The following is a 14,830-nucleotide window of genomic DNA, read 5'->3' as shown; positions in this document are numbered from 1 at the left end:
TGTCGCCCCTTCTACATGCTCACCTTGGCGGTATCGCCCATGTCTGGCCGAGCATTCGTCAGCGCAGCCGCGGCCATCTTGATGTAGCTGACGACGGTACCGGGACTGTCCCAGTATTCCGCGAAGGACGGCGTCACCTTCAGGATGCGAATGGAGGAATCGTCGGCGCTTTCCCACCAGGCCCTGGCCGGGGTCGCCCAGAGCTCGTGGATCTTCTCGCGATCGTTTTCGATCTCGGCGGTTCCCGAAATCGACACGTATTTCTGACCGCGACTGTCTGCAAAGGCGAGGCAGACGCTGGGGTTGCGCTCCACCTCGTCGTCCTTGTGGCTCGATGCGTCGGTCAGAAAATAGAACGCATTCTCCAGTCTTTCGACATAGGCCGCCATCGGACGGGCGCGGATGTCCCTGCCCGTTGCGGTCGACAGCATGCAGAAGCCGATGCGCTCCGCAAGATCCCATACTTTTCCGACATCATCTTCCGTCTTGGCCATGACAGGTCTCCTATTCGGTTCCACAGCGCGCCCAAAGACGCGTGCTCTTGTGTTCACAACAGCTTGTCGAGGGTGATGGGCAGGTCGCGGATGCGCCTGCCGGTCGCGTTGTAGACCGCGTTGGCGACCGCGGCCGCCACGCCCGTTATGCCGATTTCGCCGATGCCGCGCGCGCCCATCGGCGCCTGCGGATCGGGGGCATCGGTGTAGAGGATATCGATATTGGGGACATCCATCTGCACCGGCACGTGATAGTCGGCGAGCGAGGCGTTGACGATGCGGCCGGACCGCTCATCGAAGTTCGTCTCCTCCGTCAGCGCCAGCCCGATACCCATGATGATGCCGCCCTTGAACTGGCTCGTTGCCGTCTTGGCATTGACGATATGGCCGGCATCGAAGGAGCCGAGGAAGCGCGATACACGCGTCTCGCCGGTGATCTCGCTAACGCGCACCTCGCAGAACTGCGCTCCGTAGGAATGCATGGAGAAGGCCTCCATCTCGGCGGGCGGCGGCGCTTCGCCGACGCAGCAAAGTTCATCACGACCGGATCGCTGCAGGATCGACCTGTAGGTCTCGAAGCGCGCGGGATCGTCGCGGTGGCCGATGCCTTCGTCGCGCGGCTCGACATCGGCAAGCGAAAGGCCGGCGAGCGGCGAAGCATTGCCCGCGAGCTTGATGAGTTCCTCGATGAAGACCTCCGTTGCCGCAATGATCGCGCCGCCGATTGAAGCTGTCTGCGTCGAGCCGCCGGCAATCACGCCGCGCGGCAAGGTGCTGTCGCCATATTCGAATGCGACGTGCCCGATCGGCACCCCGAGACGGGCGGCGATATGCTGCGCCTGTGCCGTCGCGGTTCCCATTCCCATGTCATGCACCGCCGTCGAGACCGTGACCCTGCCGTCCGATGTCAGCCGGATGCGGGCCGCACCACCGGGGAAGCGGTGATAGGGATAGGTCGCCGTGGCGCAGCCCATGCCCATCAGCCATTCGCCTTCGCGCCGCGCCCGCGGCGTCCGGCTTCGCCTATTCCAGCCGAATTTTTCCGCGCCCCTCTCATAGGCTTCCATCAGATGGCGGGAGGAAAACGGCTTACCGCTGGTCGGATCCTTCTCCGGCTCGATGCGGCGGCGCAGATCGATCGGATCAATGCCGAGCTTGTCGGCGAGTTCGTCGACCGCACTTTCCAGCGCGAATGTACCGACGGATTCGCCAGGCGCCCGCATAAAGGTGTTCGCCAGCATGTCCATATCTGCGACCTCCTGCGCGAGGCGGAAGGTCTTCGCCGTGTAGAGATGGCGGGCGGGAAAGGTGAACTGCTCCGGGCAGGAATTGTGCAACGTCATCGCCACGATGCCGGAGTGGATCAGCGCATCGAGCCTGCCGTCGGCCTTTGCACCGAGCGCGACGCGCTGCTCGGTGACCGTCCGCCCGCCTACGACCCGGAAGACGCCCTCGCGCGATAGCATGATGCGGACTGGTCGTTTTGCGAGCTTGGCCGCGGCGCAGGCAAGGATCTGGTGATCCCAAAGACACTTGCCGCCAAAGCCGCCACCGACATAGGGCGACGTCAGGTGCACATTTTTTTCGTCGATACCGAAAATATCGGCGAGCTGCCCCGTTGTCAGGTCGATCATCTGCGTGGCGTCGTGAACCCGGAGCGCGTCACCGTCCCAGGCAACGGTCGCGCCGTGCAGTTCGATCGCATTGTGATTGTGCCGGGGCGTACCGTAGATTTGGTCGATCTTCACCTCGGATGCCTTCAAGGCTGCTTCCGCATCGCCGATTTCAAGGATCGGCGGCTGACCGAGTAGCGTTTCGAGCTGCCGCGGCATCTTCTTGGCCTCCTCGAAGATCGTCACGGCAGGCAGCGTCGCATATTCGACCTTAATCAGCGAGGCGGCATAGTCGGCCTGTTCCTGGGTTTCTCCGAGGACGAGAGCCACCGGCTGACCGTTCCAATGGATTTCATCATTCTGCATGACGGGAAGGTCGCTGGCGCCCGCTGCCGTCGGCGAGGACATCATCAGCGACGGCGCCTTCATGCGCGGAGCATTGTGGTAGGTCATGACGAGCGTAACACCGGACGCCCTTTCAGCCGCGCCCGTCTCAAGTCTCATGATGCGACCCCGCGCGATCGTGCTGAAGACGAGTGCGGCATAGCAGATATTCTTGTAGGGAAACTCCGCGGCGAAGCGCGCCTTGCCCTGCACCTTGAGTTGCCCGTCGACACGGGAGACCGGCTTGCCGAGCGCGCCATGCTTGCGCAGCAGCGGATCGGGGGTGATCGCCGGCTGCCAGCGGCCAGATGTCGGTTTGCGGGGCTCGGGTTGCACACTCATTCGCCCTCTCCTTTCAACTCGTTGAGAACGGCGACGATCGTCCGTTTTGCCAGCTCGATCTTGAACTTGTTGTCGCGAAGGCCGACGGCGGAGGCAAGTTCGGCTTCTGCCGCTGCACGGAAGCTTTCCGGTCCAGCCAACTGGCCTCTCAGCGCCTCTTCGGCCTTCAACGCCCGCCAAGGCTTTTGGGCGACGCCGCCCAGCGCCAGCCGCGCGTCGCGCACCAAACCATTCTCATCGATATCGAGAGCGGCAGCGACGGAAACCAGGGCGAAGGCATAGCTCGCACGATCCCGAACCTTGCGATAGGTCGAACGGCGCGCGAAGGCGAGCGGTGGAATTTCGATCGCGGTGATCAACTCGTTCGGTAGCAGTTCGGTTTCGACGTCGGGGCGATCGCCCGGGAGGCGATGGAGATCGAGAAGCGGCAGGATGCGTTGGTTTGCTGGTCCGTCTGCAGCACCTTCGAGGTGGATCTTCGCATCGAGGGCGGCAAGCGCCACGCACATGTCGGACGGGTGGGTCGCGATACAGGCGGGCGACGCGCCGAGGATCGCATGATAGCGGTTGAAGCCTTCCTGGGCGTCGCAGCCAGCACCCTGCTGCCGCTTGTTGCAGTGCGCGGCATTGTCATAGAAGTAGCGGCAGCGAGTGCGCTGCAGGATATTGCCGCCTATTGTCGCCATATTGCGGATCTGCGCGCTGGCGCCGGCGAGAATCGCCCGCGTCAGCAAAGGAAACGTGGAGCGCACATCGGGGTGGGCGGCAAGCGCGGTGTTCTTTGCCGCCGCTCCGACGAGGAGGCTACCGTCGTCGCGTGGCTCGATATCGCCCGGCAGATGGGTGACGTCGATGAGCATGTCCGGCTGTTCGACGGTCTCGCGCATGAGATCGACAAGATTGGTGCCACCGCCGAGATATCTCGCGGCAGCCGCGCCATTCGCCAGCCGGATAGCGGCCGAGGCATCGGCCGCCTGTTCAAAGGTGAAAGGGTTCATGCGCTGGCCCTCCTCTTTTTCGACTCGGCGGGTTGCTCGATCAGCACCTCGGAGATCGCCTCGATGATGCCGTTATAGGCGCCGCAGCGACACAGATTGCCGCTCATGCGTTCGCGCAACTCCGTTTCATCAAGCGTAATGCTCGCTGTCGTCAGATCCCTGGTGACCACGCTTGGAATATTGCGCTGGGCTTCGTCCAACATCCCGATGGCGGAGCAGAGCTGGCCCGGCGTGCAGTAGCCGCACTGGAAGCCGTCATGCTCGACAAATGCTTCCTGAAGCGGATGGAGGTTGCCGTTCGCGGCAAGGCCTTCGACCGTGATAATGTTGCGGCCCTGATACTGGGCCGCCAGCGCCAGGCAGGAATTGATGCGCTCACCATCCACCAGCACAGTGCAGGCGCCGCATGCGCCCTGATCGCAGCCTTTCTTCGTTCCGGTCAGACCGAGATGATTCCGGAGCAGATCAAGAAGGGAGGTTCGGATATCGGCGGAGACAGTCGCTGCCTCGCCATTCACGAAAAAGTCCATGAGGGCCTCCGTGGCTTTCTGGCTTATTGGGGGGATGTCCCGCGCGGCTCGCGCATGAGCAATCGCATGGGGGAGCGCAGGCCGAGATGGCGCCGCTATCGCGGCGCCGAAGCGGTCAATTCACCGCGAACCACTGGCTGCGGACTTCGTCCGCGTTCTTCGACAGGTGGACATGGGCGTCGACATGGTCGACCCAGTCGAGTGGTATCAGGTGGTGTTTGCCGTCCTCGGAATCTGTTCTGGTGAGTTTGATGCGGGACGTGCCATCCATGTGGTCGACTGTGCCGACATGCCGGCCATCAGCGGCCCGGACTTCCATATGTTCGCGGATCTCGTCGGAATTGATCATTGTCGTCTTCCTCATTGTGGGAACAGATCCATAACTTCCCGCGAACCACACAGTTCCAACGGCAGCGAACTATTGGGCAGTCTTGTTGGACTGCACCGGCCTGATCGTGGCTGCCGAGATATCGCCTTCGAGAAGGCCGCGTTCGAGATCTCGTCTACCGCGCTCGATCTCGATCACGGTGTAGAGCCTGTCGTCCCGGAACGCGCTTGCATTCGCTGTGGTAACGTCATCGGCTGGAGCAGCATTGATTTCCATGAAGTCCAGTTCGCGGCTCGCAGCGACGATGCGGGCGTCTCCTGATGTTCGCGCCGCCACGAGGACCACGCCGTGGTTCGGGGCGTTCTGCCACCTCGGATCGTCGACTGCCGCGATCGGTTCGAGCCGAAAGACTGACAGAGGCTCGCCAAGGGAGTTGGTCGAGCCGACCGTTTGAGCATCCAAAATTTGCGCTCTGCTCTCAACAGAGCGTCCGAATGTGTTTGGACTGGTGCCATTGTTGACATCGCCGGTCCCGGCTTTCGATACATTGGACATCGCTTCCTCCATTTATGAAGCAAACGGCAGATCGACTGAACAGTTCCCCGTGAAGCTGCGGAACAATTTCCTTTGGACGCTCGTTCGGCAGCGCGGAAGAACGATGCAGGATCCGATGACCAATCTCTACAATGAAAGTGCTCCTGCCTATTCGGGCGGCCGTGCCGGGAGCACGCTGACCGCCTTCTTCGACTCTCGCGGTGATGCGGAGCAGGCGATCGATCGCCTGACGGAAGCTGGGGTGAGCCAAGTTCGCTTGATGCCGCGCCCAGAAGCCAACCCGATCGTCACTGCTGACCTCGGCCTTTTCGTCGTCGGACTCGTAGCCAAAGGACTGGCTGTTTACCGCCGAGGATCGCGCAGTCTACGCCGAAGGACTGCGCCGCGGCGGGTTCCTTGTTTCAGCCACAGTCGATGACGCGACCTATGAGATCGCCCATGACATCCTCGACGAGCACGGTGCAATCGACATGGACGAACGCGCGGAACAATGGCGCAGCGACGGCTGGAACGCGCCGACGACCACCGACGCCCTTTCGACGAGGGCATATGGCCCCTCGATCCAGGAGCGGGAATTCGAAGACCACGATCGCAGCGCACAGGCCGCCAAGCTCCAGGAAGATGCCTTCGAAGCGGAGGCCGCTACCCGCGACTCCTTCCCGATCGATGACGAGCTGCGCGACGATGTCCTTCCGACCGGACATCAGCGAACGGTCGAGGACGAAGCGGATCCCGCCACCCGTGAGGCCAAGCAAAGCCAGGACATGGACAGCATGCGTCAGGAGCAGAGTTTCCAACGCGGCCGCTAGGACATGCCGCTTCGCCGATCGCCGAACAACATGGCCTCGCCTTCAGCGGGGCCTTTTCGTCATGCGAGAACCTCATGAGGATCGCCAGCTACAACGTCAACGGCATCAACGGGCGACTGAACGTTCTGCTTCGCTGGCCGAAGGAAGACGTGCCGGATGTCGTCTGCCTGCAGGAACTGAAGACGGAGGATGCGAACTTCCCGCGAAAGGAGATCGAGCGGGCGGGCTACGGGGCGATCTGGCAGGGCCAGAAGTCGTGGAACGGCGTCGAAGGGATCCGCACCGATCCTCCCCCGGCGATCCCGACGACAGTCATAGCCGCTACATCGAGTCCGCGGTCAATGGCCTGTTGATCGGCTGTCTCTATCTGCCGAACGGAAATCCCGCGCCGGGGCCGAAGTTTGTCTACAAGCTCCGCTGGTTTCGACGTCTGCATGCCTATGCGGCCGAGTTGCTCGACTTGAAGGTCCCTGCCTTGCTGGTCGGCGACTTCAATGTCATGCGGACGTCGACGTCGACAAGCCCGAACGCTGGCGTGACGGCGCGCCGTTTCGGCCGGAAGTCCGCAAGGCCTACGCCGACCTCGTGGCGCAGGGGTGGACGGACGCCGTCCGCCATCTTCATCCGGAGGAACGCATTTATACCTTCTGGAAATATTGGCGAAATTCATTCGAGCGCGAGGCAGGACTGAGGATCGACCATTTCCTGCTTAGTCCGGCTGTAGTGGGCTGGCTCAAGTCCGCCAGCGTCCGTAGGGAACCTCGAAGCTAGGAGCACACAAGCGATCACGCCCCCGTCATGATCGAAATCGACTTGGAGCGCGACATCGGTTAGCCAAGGTCCGTTGGCACCATCGAACGTGAAACTGGGTTCTTGGGGCGGCTCGAATTGTTACATGGCAACCTTTTTCGTTGGCGGCGCTGTCGGAGGCACTTCGCTTTTCTTCTTGGGCTTTTCCGACGCGATCTGCTCAACCTCAACTTCGGCTGCCCGCTCGGTTGCCTCGAGCTGGTCTTCAGCGTGCTGCCAGTGATCGAGATGTCGCCCTTCCGGCCGTCCCTCACCTTCCCACAGCTAATAGGCTCGCTCGCGCCGTGCCTGCTCGTTGTCGTTCATCGACGTCTCCTCCTGTGTCTGGCAAGAATAATTCCCAACGGGCAAACCAGTTCCAGAAGCACGGGCACATTCAAGCTCAGAGCGTGAAGACGTGCCAGCACTTCACAAGGGAACGATGAGCGGTTCAAGTCATTTCCCTGTCGATGAAGAACTCGAGGCTATACCTACAGCTATCGGAAAGAGCCGTCGTACTGGCGGGCCACAGACTTGTTCTGTTGGCGGCAATGCTGTCGACCGTCATGTGGTGCGTTGGCGGAGTGTTTCTGGGTCTTCCGACGCGATGGTATTTGCTGACAAACGTGTTCGGGACAATGACAACGCTTTTCGTGCTCCTGATCATGCAGCATTCGCAGAACCGCGACATGCATGCGCTGCAGGTGAAGGCAGATGAGCTGATACGATCCAGCGAGGCACGCAACCACCTGATCGGAGTCGAGCAGCTTCAAGAAGCGGATCTGCTGCTGCTGATTGGAGACCGTCAAGCAGATCGGTAACAAAGGGCGAATCTCGTGGCGCGGCCAATCAGTTTGCTTGAAAGGCGGGATGACATGAACCTGATGAACACTGATATCATTCACGGGCCTGACGGATGGAACGTTGAATTCGTCGGCGACGATGGTGATGCCGTATCCGTCCACGTCAGCGATGATCACGCATCGGATGCCGACGAAGCTCTTGAACGGGCAAAGGCCATGATGATCCAGTTCACCGCTTTCGGCACGAGAGGTGGCGGCCGGAGCCTCAACCGCTACGACACCGCAAGCAATGGGAACTTCGATGAGGAGCCGCATCTGTTCGACACATCGCATTGAGCCGTCGGCAAAACCCGGCCCGTTGCTCGAAAGCGACACCCCGCCCTGGAATTAGACGGAATGCTTGCTTTAATGAAGAACAAACTAATATGACGGCAAAGGCCTGCTACGGTTAAGGCGGATCCTTGAGTGATAGCTCGGATCGGGAAGCCGAGGCCGCGGGGACCGTGTCTCGGCTTCTTCCACTTCAGACCCATTCGTTGTTGAAGGCCAACGCGGCCACAGAGATAGTCTTCCCTTCCACGTCGCGGACTGTCACCGACATTAACACCCGGTCCTGCTCACGCAGTTCGTCACGAGCTACGTCGAGGAGGATCTTGGCGACATGCCTTGCGATATCCCCTCTTGTTTCAAGCTCGAGGCCGCAATCGTCCGTAGTTGGCCCGTCGCCGTTGTGCAGGTCGAAGAAATATCTCTTCACGCCGGCGCCCCCTCAGGCGCTTCCGCCTTCTCGTCGGCAACCTCGGCAACGCATTCGGCCTTCTCCGCCAGCGTCTTGCTCATCTTTCGGAGAGATTCTTCATCAAGCTTTTCGATGCCGACGAACTTGTTCTGGGCCTGCGAGGAAAGGATCAGTTCGTCGAGCTTGGCCTGAAGCGCCTTGCCGTCGCGGTTCTGCGAGTTCTGCAAGACAAAGACCATCAGGAAGGTGACGATCGTCGTCGATGTGTTGATGACCAGCTGCCAGGTTTCGGAATAATTGAAGAACGGTCCGGAAACCGCCCAGACGAGGACAAGGACAACCGCCATCACGAAGGTCGCGGGCTTGCCGGAGAGATCGGCGATCTTCGTTGCGAATTTGGAAAACAGGGAGTTCATGACGGGATGTCCTGCTGGAGGGAAACAATCCTTAACGCGTGCAATGGTAGCGGGGTTCCCCAAAATACGTCGGCGAAAACAGGCCGGAGAAAATCGCCCCAGCCTGCCTCGATTTCGGCTACAGACGATTGGTCCGGTATCGTTCGCGCTCGGCCGCAATCTGTTCCGGCGTGTACGGATCGGCCGTTTCGTCGAAGCGTGTCCAGCCCTGCTCGGCGTAGCTGGCCCGACGTGCTGCGATGTCGACACGCGGCGAACTATTGAGGATCGCTTCAGCGGACGCGACGCGGCTCTCGTCGACCCGTGCGGTTATGACCGAGCCGCCGCGGCGGATGCCTTCGGCATATAAATTGGCATCCTCTTCCGGCACTCCGGATTCAACCATGGCGCCGACAATGCCGCCAACGGCGCCGCCTGCAACCGCGCCTGCGACTGCTCCTGCCGCCGTCGCCGCAAGCCATCCGGCAGCGACAACCGGGCCGACTCCGGGGATCGCAAGCATCCCGAGGCCAGCCAGAAGCCCGCCTGCCCCGCCGGCCACGGCTCCAATGCCAGCGCCTGTGCCAGCACCGTCAGCCGCATGGGTACCTTGGCCTTCCACATCGACGCCGTTGGTTTTGTTGGTGACGATGCTGATGTCATCCGAAGAGACGCCGGCGTCTTCCAGCGCTTTCACGGCAGCCTTGGCGTCGCTGTAGCTGTCATAAAGTCCAGTGATCGTTTTCATAGAAATTTCCTCCGTGTTCAAGTTACTTGGCCATCGTCACATTGCCCTGGAAGTCCAGGGCGACATTTGCCTGCTTGCCGTCCTTGGTCGCGGTTGCACGCCAGACGCCCTGGTCGTCGAGCTTCAGCCCGGTGACGTCCTTGTAGCCTGCTTCTTCGAGATGGGACTTGGCCTGTGCTTCCGTGAAGCTGTTTTTGCCAGCGACGGGAGCTCCTGGGTTCTGTTCGGTTTTGACTGCCGGGGTGGTCTGCGACGTGCTCGGCGTTTCGCTCTGGGCGAAGGCTCCGGATGCCGAGAGAAGCAGGACTGCGGATAAGGTTGCTATTTTTTTCATTGGTGTTTCCTCGTGTTGAGTGAGACTGAAACATACGAAAACGCTAGAGGTTCCAATCATTTATTTGTGCGGCTCTGGCCTTGGAAACGGCGCACGGCGCACTATCGACGTAAGGCGGCGACGGGATTGGTTCGCCTGAAATAGCGCCGCCGGATTGGTCCCAGGCAGGCCAGCGCGTCTTCGTCACGTGACACGAGCAAAGACAGCGTATAGTGTTCTCAGACCCCTGAGGAACGCTGTTGTTCGCGCCCATTCTTTTGCTTGAAGACCAGCCGTTCATCGCCTTGGATCTCGAAGAGGTTCTCGATGAAAGCGGACACCCCAACCATGTAACGTTCACCACGTGCGTGGAAGCCAGCGAATGGCTTGAAGTCAACACGCCCTCCCTGGCGATTGTTGATCCCCGCCTGTCGGATGGAATGTGCACGGTCGTGGTTCGGCGCCTGAGCGAACTGGCGGTCCCTTTCATCGTCTACTCGGGCGAGGGCGAATCCCTTCGAGCGGCAGAGCCAGCATTTGCGAGCGGGCATCTGCTGGGAAAACCGGCGTTGCCGGACGAGATGATCGCAGCCGTGACGCGTGCGCTCAATCCGGTGTAACGTCCGGGCGGCGACGCAAGCCGGAACACGCGACGGAAATTTTAGGAGGCTATTCGGCGAGGAGATCCAATGCTCGATGAACGAGTTCGGCGGAGGCATCGAAATAACCGGCGGCTGGCGCCTCGTGCTCACGAGCGACCTTTTCGCGGAACGCTTCCAGCCGCTTCGATCGTCGATCTTTCGCCGCTTTCGACGCCAGGGCGCTGAACTGCACGCTCTTCCTGATCTCCAGCAAGACCTGATCGCGCTGGTGCACGGTCAAGACCGAAACCGGCTTCGGACCGGCTGCTTCGATGAACCGAGCCATGCGCAAGTCTCCTGATTCGCCACTCAACGAATCACTTGCCGGGTCGTTTGAGTGCAGATCCACCCGTGATGTCGAATGGCTACTCCCCTTCCCCGGAGCGCCGCCGGGGATCGACGATTGCCGATGCCTCGCCGCTCCTTCTGTTCAAGGGTGGGGAAATTCATTCTATTTTCAGGGAAGTAATGGATTATGGAAGGACGCATAGCCGGGTGCCCGACCGATGTTTCGACGATACGTCAAAGATTACGATCTCCCGCTCCTCGGCGATGATATGGACCTCTGCCAGAAGGTCTTCGATATGGTCCGAGACCAGCTGGATATCGAACGCGGGAGCGAGCTTGAAAGCGAGCTGGCGACGAACATCATTCAATTCTAGAAGCAGGGCATAAGGACAGAAGCGCAGCTTCTGATCATGGCGCGGACATCGGCGATTTCCTAATCTCAGACGCTTGCCAGACGTCGGAAATCAGCGCGAATTGCGTTGACGCTCGGGCCATCCGATCCCATCTGCTTGAACATGCCCAAGACGAAGACGAAAAAGAACGAAAGCGATTATCCCGAATTGATGAAGGAGTGGCAGCTTCCGGTGACCGCGACACTTGGATCTGCAGTCCGGGTCAAAGGAATCCTGCAGGAAATCCGCTCCCGGCTACCCTCCGCCGTCAGAAAGTCGCTGGACATGGAGACAGGAGCACTCATCCTGGTCATGCCTGAAACGTCCAAAACAGCGTTCCGCGCGATCTCGGCGACGGTCTCCAAGGCGCTGGAGGACATTGCCGACCTTCCTGTCATCCCTCGGGAGATCGAGGATATCCTTACGATGTCGAGTTCGGAGAGGAAACGCTGGCTGGAGGACGGGCGTCTTCGTAGCGCTGGAACGCGAACGGTCAGACTTCAAGGCCGGGCAAGACGGATCACGTTTCACGTCTTCGATCCTCGTGTTATCGAAGACCTGCTGGATCGGGGCGCTGTCGACGAATGGCGGGTGGAGGACGCGGCGGCAAGGGCGGAAAATCGCAGGCGCGCCGCATACCAGGCGAAGCTGACGCGTTCGCTTAGGAAGAAGAAGGCGAAACGGGCTGAACAGGAAGCTGGTGACGTCCCTACGGGGTTGAAGGGATGGGACGAGTTCGGGAGCGATGGCCTGCTGCGCTAGTTGAAGACTGGTTTCCTTCGAGGCCCACCGTCCGCATGAGAGCCGTTGTTCGGCTTCGTCATCAATGGTCCAGAAATGCGACAAGCTAGGAACCACAATAGGTTTGGGAATGTCCCAAACGATGGGAAGTCCCGACTAGGGGAAATTCCGGCTCTTCACCTTCAGCGTGTCGATGTGCAGATCCGGAATAAAGATGTCCCGAGGCTGCGGTGAGTGAACACGATCCGTGATCATACGCAAGTCGTGAGGATAACTGATTGCGCCCTTGGCTCCGGGTCGCGGAGACCTGCCTGACACGAACTGCTATATTCATCGTTCCAAACCCGTCGCGCGAAATCTGGAGGTCGCTTCTGACTGGTTCTAGGAAAATTTTACTAAAGGCGCATGCCTTTTCGGTTGCGAGCGCACCATTGTGCTCTCGACCCCTCCCCGGGACTCGGGCGATTTGACCAGAAGCCGACGATAGGTTTTGTGTAACAATCCGCCGCACGGACAACTCAGGAAAAAAGATGCGCTCGGATATGATACTGCGCAAGTTAGTGGAGGCAGGATCGTCAGATCTCAGCGCGACTCAGGAGGTAGTCAAGACCGCCAACTCGAAACCATTTATAGGCGTATCCCTCCAGACAGAGGCAATGCTTGCCATTCTTGTCCGCTCTGCTGTCGGTTCCGTCGGCGATGTCGATAAGGATGTTGTCCTCCTCACTGCCACCAGCATCGATCTTTACCTCGACGGGATTGGCGTTGAAATTGTGCACTATCAGGACGGAGTTGTTTCGCCAATCATATTTGATTGCCAAGACGCCGCTTTGATCGGCGTTCACGGGTCGATAGTCGCCCCAGCCGATTTCCGGCGCCTCTTTTCGCATCCGGATCAGCCGTTCCATCCAGTTCAACATGGATTCCGGATTCTTTCTTTGGTGCGCCACATTAATATGCTCGTAGCCATACGGGCCGCCGGAAATCACCCGCAGGACCGAAGCAGTGCTTTTGGTAAATCCCGCCTGAGGCTCTGTTGACCATTGCATCGGAGTGCGTGCGCATTGACGCTCGGGAAGCGAGAGGTCGTCGCCCATACCGATTTCGTCGCCGTACCGAAGCACAGGCGTGCCAGGCAACGAAAACATCAGACTATACGCCATTCTTATGCGATCTTCGTTGCCGTCCATCATCGGCGCGAAACGGCGTCTGATACCCCGATCATAGAGTTGCATGTCCTTGTCCGGTCCAAAGGCGGCAAAGACCTGGTTTCGCTGCCGCTCGCTCAGTCGCCCGAGATCAAGTTCATCATGATTTCTCAGGAAAAGTCCCCATTGCGCTGTTTGAGGCCGGGTACGGGTTTCGTCCAGAGCTTTAACGAGAGGTTGGCAGTCGGCACTGGCAAGCGCGTAAAACAGCGTCTGATTGACCTGAAAATTGAACATCATATGCATCCGGTCGCCGTCCTCACCGAAATAGTCCATGTCTGTCTTCGGCAGGACGTTTGCTTCAGCCAAAATGATGGAGTCCCCTTGCCGCCATTGCAGGAATTCCCGAAATGTCCTCAGCATCTCGAACTGCTCCTGAGGACGGGAGACGTCGGCCCCTTTCTTTGCGATTACGAAAGGGACGGCATCCATGCGGAAGCCCGAAACTCCGAGCTGAATCCAGAATCCCATAATCTTCAGGATTTCGGCCTGCACATGGGGGTTCGCCGTGTTGAGATCTGGTTGGAAATCGTAGAATCGATGAAAAAAGTATGCCTTAGCCTCCCTATCATAGGTCCAGGTCGTCTTTTGGACCCCGGGAAAGACCATTCCTTGATTTGCACCATCCGGCTTCTCTTTCGACCACACATACCAGTCCCGATAACGGGAACCTGGGTCCCGTCGCGCTTCCTGAAACCAAGGATGTTCGTCGGACGTATGATTGACGACAAGATCGATCAAAACCCTGATGCCGCGTTGCTTGGCACCATGGGTGAACTCGACGAAATCGCCAAGTGTCCCATAGCGTGGATCGACGTTGTAATAGTCGGACACGTCGTAGCCGCCGTCCCTGCCGGGCGATGTCTGGAAGGGCATGAGCCAGATCGCGCTCACGCCAAGTCCGGCGAGATAGTCCAAGCGACGGGCCAGGCCTTGAAAATCGCCGATCCCGTCTCCGTTTGCATCCATGAAGGATTCAACGGACAGGCAATAGATGACGGCGTTCTTATACCAAAGATCGTTGATCATGTCCCCTCCGGTCGACGGACCGAAGCGCAACCACCCAAGGTGCCGAATTGTTCCGAAGCGCGTCTTAACGGAATCTCTCGGAATCTAGCCTGGAACCATTGCTAGGTGCGATGGCTACAGCTTTTGGACCAAGCCGTGTCAACCCATGCAACGGAGATGGGGAAACCACCTTCAGGGGTTTTAATCAGGTCTCAATGAAGACGAAAGACCGATCGGCGGTTTCCAGAAGCGTGTCCGCTACGCTCCCATATGAAAGCCCGTTGCCTGCGCGTTTGCTGACACCGAGTAGGATAAGATTGAAGCGCCCTCTCCTCGCATGTGTGATGATAGCAAGTTCGGGAGAAGCGTCCTACCGCTACCTGTATTTTGGGCAGAAGCAATCCAAGCACGGAGGGACCGAGGAGTATGCCACCTATCATTTGACCTGCGATGGAAGTCTGTCCGATGCAAAACAAGGCTTCGCAGAGAAGTCTGCCGATAGCGACCAGAATGATGATCTGGACAAGGAACAATGCTTCGGAGGGACCCGAGGCTTTTCGCTCCGCTGCAACGGCGGCGTTTGAAGAGACGAGGAAACAGATCGCTCCGCATGACAGAAGATCGTGTCCATTGGAGTGGTGTAGCTGACGGCTGATTGCCGTGCTTTCCGACGTCGGGTCGGAGGGGATGTCAGCGTGCCACAGCGGGCAGA

Annotated in this window: 20 protein-coding genes and 1 pseudogene; 8 read left to right on the top strand and 13 right to left on the bottom strand. The window is 59.4% G+C overall.

The annotated features are described in order from the left end of the window. Positions 1–11 precede the first annotated feature (11 nt). The 6 genes from EV561_RS33440 to EV561_RS33415 all read right to left on the bottom strand — a co-directional run bounded on the left by EV561_RS33440 (position 12) and on the right by EV561_RS33415 (position 5,244). Positions 12–494 carry a pyridoxamine 5'-phosphate oxidase family protein gene (locus EV561_RS33440; protein ID WP_132528194.1) on the bottom strand — a complete coding sequence of 161 codons (483 nt, stop codon included), beginning with the start codon at positions 492–494 and terminating at the stop codon, positions 12–14. Positions 495–547: 53 nt separating this feature from the next. Then, positions 548–2,833 carry a xanthine dehydrogenase family protein molybdopterin-binding subunit gene (locus EV561_RS33435; RefSeq protein ID WP_132528193.1) on the bottom strand — a complete coding sequence of 762 codons (2,286 nt, stop codon included), beginning with the start codon at positions 2,831–2,833 and terminating at the stop codon, positions 548–550. Further along, the gene (locus tag EV561_RS33430; RefSeq protein WP_132528192.1) at positions 2,830–3,831 is read right to left on the bottom strand and encodes a xanthine dehydrogenase family protein subunit M; all 1,002 of its coding nucleotides are present in this window, start codon (positions 3,829–3,831) and stop codon (positions 2,830–2,832) included. Before EV561_RS33430 ends, EV561_RS33435 begins: the two co-directional genes overlap by 4 nt. Then, complete coding sequence (locus EV561_RS33425) at positions 3,828–4,361, bottom strand: 2Fe-2S iron-sulfur cluster-binding protein (protein WP_132528191.1); 534 nt, start codon at positions 4,359–4,361, stop codon at positions 3,828–3,830. Before EV561_RS33425 ends, EV561_RS33430 begins: the two co-directional genes overlap by 4 nt. A gap of 115 nt (positions 4,362–4,476) precedes the next feature. Next, positions 4,477–4,710, bottom strand: a complete 234-nt coding sequence (locus tag EV561_RS33420; protein ID WP_132528190.1) for a DUF2171 domain-containing protein — start codon at positions 4,708–4,710, stop codon at positions 4,477–4,479. Between the two features lie 69 nt (positions 4,711–4,779). Further along, complete coding sequence (locus EV561_RS33415) at positions 4,780–5,244, bottom strand: hypothetical protein (protein WP_132528189.1); 465 nt, start codon at positions 5,242–5,244, stop codon at positions 4,780–4,782. A 115-nt stretch (positions 5,245–5,359) separates the two neighbouring features. Between EV561_RS33415 and EV561_RS38185 the strand changes: the two genes are divergently transcribed. From EV561_RS38185 to EV561_RS33405, 3 genes and pseudogenes are all read left to right on the top strand, one after another. Continuing rightward, positions 5,360–5,662, top strand: coding sequence for a hypothetical protein (locus tag EV561_RS38185; RefSeq protein ID WP_245513168.1), 303 nt, complete (start codon positions 5,360–5,362; stop codon positions 5,660–5,662). A 52-nt stretch (positions 5,663–5,714) separates the two neighbouring features. Further along, entirely contained in the window at positions 5,715–6,053 is a 339-nt protein-coding gene (locus tag EV561_RS38180) for a hypothetical protein (protein ID WP_245513166.1), read from the top strand. A 74-nt stretch (positions 6,054–6,127) separates the two neighbouring features. Beyond that, positions 6,128–6,824, top strand: a pseudogene (locus EV561_RS33405) (exodeoxyribonuclease III). Positions 6,825–6,944: 120 nt separating this feature from the next. Here EV561_RS33405 and EV561_RS33400 read toward each other — a convergent pair. Beyond that, positions 6,945–7,127, bottom strand: coding sequence for a DUF2934 domain-containing protein (locus EV561_RS33400; RefSeq protein ID WP_245513171.1), 183 nt, complete (start codon positions 7,125–7,127; stop codon positions 6,945–6,947). A 185-nt stretch (positions 7,128–7,312) separates the two neighbouring features. Between EV561_RS33400 and EV561_RS33395 the strand changes: the two genes are divergently transcribed. Then, entirely contained in the window at positions 7,313–7,663 is a 351-nt protein-coding gene (locus tag EV561_RS33395; RefSeq protein WP_132528188.1) for a low affinity iron permease family protein, read from the top strand. Positions 7,664–7,717: 54 nt separating this feature from the next. Then, on the top strand, positions 7,718–7,981 hold the full coding sequence (locus tag EV561_RS33390) for a hypothetical protein (RefSeq protein ID WP_132528187.1): 264 nt from the start codon (positions 7,718–7,720) through the stop codon (positions 7,979–7,981). Positions 7,982–8,168: 187 nt separating this feature from the next. Here EV561_RS33390 and EV561_RS33385 read toward each other — a convergent pair whose 3' ends face one another. The 4 genes from EV561_RS33385 to EV561_RS33370 form a co-directional block, all read right to left on the bottom strand. After that, positions 8,169–8,402: a hypothetical protein gene (locus EV561_RS33385; RefSeq protein ID WP_132528186.1), complete on the bottom strand. Its 234-nt coding sequence runs from the start codon at positions 8,400–8,402 to the stop codon at positions 8,169–8,171. Further along, the gene (locus EV561_RS33380) at positions 8,399–8,800 is read right to left on the bottom strand and encodes a low affinity iron permease family protein (RefSeq protein WP_132528185.1); all 402 of its coding nucleotides are present in this window, start codon (positions 8,798–8,800) and stop codon (positions 8,399–8,401) included. Before EV561_RS33380 ends, EV561_RS33385 begins: the two co-directional genes overlap by 4 nt. Positions 8,801–8,918: 118 nt before the next feature. Further along, positions 8,919–9,527: a general stress protein gene (locus EV561_RS33375; RefSeq protein ID WP_132528184.1), complete on the bottom strand. Its 609-nt coding sequence runs from the start codon at positions 9,525–9,527 to the stop codon at positions 8,919–8,921. Between the two features lie 22 nt (positions 9,528–9,549). Further along, the gene (locus tag EV561_RS33370) at positions 9,550–9,861 is read right to left on the bottom strand and encodes a PepSY domain-containing protein (protein WP_132528183.1); all 312 of its coding nucleotides are present in this window, start codon (positions 9,859–9,861) and stop codon (positions 9,550–9,552) included. Positions 9,862–10,100: 239 nt separating this feature from the next. On the opposite strand from EV561_RS33370, the gene EV561_RS33365 reads away from it, so the two are divergent. Continuing rightward, positions 10,101–10,460, top strand: coding sequence for a response regulator (locus EV561_RS33365; RefSeq protein WP_245513162.1), 360 nt, complete (start codon positions 10,101–10,103; stop codon positions 10,458–10,460). A gap of 49 nt (positions 10,461–10,509) precedes the next feature. Here EV561_RS33365 and EV561_RS33360 read toward each other — a convergent pair whose 3' ends face one another. Beyond that, positions 10,510–10,767, bottom strand: a complete 258-nt coding sequence (locus tag EV561_RS33360) for a hypothetical protein (protein ID WP_132528182.1) — start codon at positions 10,765–10,767, stop codon at positions 10,510–10,512. Between the two features lie 220 nt (positions 10,768–10,987). On the opposite strand from EV561_RS33360, the gene EV561_RS37450 reads away from it, so the two are divergent. Both EV561_RS37450 and EV561_RS33355 read left to right on the top strand, forming a co-directional pair. Next, a complete protein-coding gene (locus EV561_RS37450; protein ID WP_165928015.1) occupies positions 10,988–11,143 on the top strand; it encodes a hypothetical protein in 156 nt (51 codons plus the stop codon). A 141-nt stretch (positions 11,144–11,284) separates the two neighbouring features. Then, the gene (locus EV561_RS33355) at positions 11,285–11,923 is read left to right on the top strand and encodes a hypothetical protein (RefSeq protein WP_132528181.1); all 639 of its coding nucleotides are present in this window, start codon (positions 11,285–11,287) and stop codon (positions 11,921–11,923) included. A gap of 554 nt (positions 11,924–12,477) precedes the next feature. Here the strand turns inward: EV561_RS33355 and EV561_RS33350 are convergent. Continuing rightward, positions 12,478–14,139, bottom strand: a complete 1,662-nt coding sequence (locus tag EV561_RS33350; protein ID WP_132528180.1) for an alpha-amylase family protein — start codon at positions 14,137–14,139, stop codon at positions 12,478–12,480. Positions 14,140–14,830: the final 691 nt, after the last annotated feature.

It is taken from the genome of Rhizobium sp. BK376 (assembly GCF_004341625.1).
GTDB lineage: Bacteria > Pseudomonadota > Alphaproteobacteria > Rhizobiales > Rhizobiaceae > Rhizobium.
The sequence above is the reverse complement of the archived record's forward strand: the minus strand, read 5'-3'. Positions and strand labels throughout refer to the sequence as shown.

Excerpts from the sequence above, each read along its gene's own strand:
- EV561_RS33440 (WP_132528194.1), bottom strand. The coding sequence starts at position 494 with ATGGCCAAGACGGAAGATGATGTCGGAAAAGTATGGGATCTTGCGGAG.
- EV561_RS33435 (WP_132528193.1), bottom strand. The coding sequence starts at position 2,833 with ATGAGTGTGCAACCCGAGCCCCGCAAACCGACATCTGGCCGCTGGCAG.
- EV561_RS33430 (WP_132528192.1), bottom strand. The coding sequence starts at position 3,831 with ATGAACCCTTTCACCTTTGAACAGGCGGCCGATGCCTCGGCCGCTATC.
- EV561_RS33425 (WP_132528191.1), bottom strand. The coding sequence starts at position 4,361 with ATGGACTTTTTCGTGAATGGCGAGGCAGCGACTGTCTCCGCCGATATC.
- EV561_RS33420 (WP_132528190.1), bottom strand. The coding sequence starts at position 4,710 with ATGATCAATTCCGACGAGATCCGCGAACATATGGAAGTCCGGGCCGCT.
- EV561_RS33415 (WP_132528189.1), bottom strand. The coding sequence starts at position 5,244 with ATGTCCAATGTATCGAAAGCCGGGACCGGCGATGTCAACAATGGCACC.
- EV561_RS38185 (WP_245513168.1), top strand. The coding sequence starts at position 5,360 with ATGACCAATCTCTACAATGAAAGTGCTCCTGCCTATTCGGGCGGCCGT.
- EV561_RS38180 (WP_245513166.1), top strand. The coding sequence starts at position 5,715 with ATGGACGAACGCGCGGAACAATGGCGCAGCGACGGCTGGAACGCGCCG.
- EV561_RS33395 (WP_132528188.1), top strand. The coding sequence starts at position 7,313 with ATGAAGAACTCGAGGCTATACCTACAGCTATCGGAAAGAGCCGTCGTA.
- EV561_RS33390 (WP_132528187.1), top strand. The coding sequence starts at position 7,718 with ATGAACCTGATGAACACTGATATCATTCACGGGCCTGACGGATGGAAC.
- EV561_RS33380 (WP_132528185.1), bottom strand. The coding sequence starts at position 8,800 with ATGAACTCCCTGTTTTCCAAATTCGCAACGAAGATCGCCGATCTCTCC.
- EV561_RS33375 (WP_132528184.1), bottom strand. The coding sequence starts at position 9,527 with ATGAAAACGATCACTGGACTTTATGACAGCTACAGCGACGCCAAGGCT.
- EV561_RS33370 (WP_132528183.1), bottom strand. The coding sequence starts at position 9,861 with ATGAAAAAAATAGCAACCTTATCCGCAGTCCTGCTTCTCTCGGCATCC.
- EV561_RS33360 (WP_132528182.1), bottom strand. The coding sequence starts at position 10,767 with ATGGCTCGGTTCATCGAAGCAGCCGGTCCGAAGCCGGTTTCGGTCTTG.
- EV561_RS37450 (WP_165928015.1), top strand. The coding sequence starts at position 10,988 with ATGTTTCGACGATACGTCAAAGATTACGATCTCCCGCTCCTCGGCGAT.
- EV561_RS33355 (WP_132528181.1), top strand. The coding sequence starts at position 11,285 with ATGCCCAAGACGAAGACGAAAAAGAACGAAAGCGATTATCCCGAATTG.
- EV561_RS33350 (WP_132528180.1), bottom strand. The coding sequence starts at position 14,139 with ATGATCAACGATCTTTGGTATAAGAACGCCGTCATCTATTGCCTGTCC.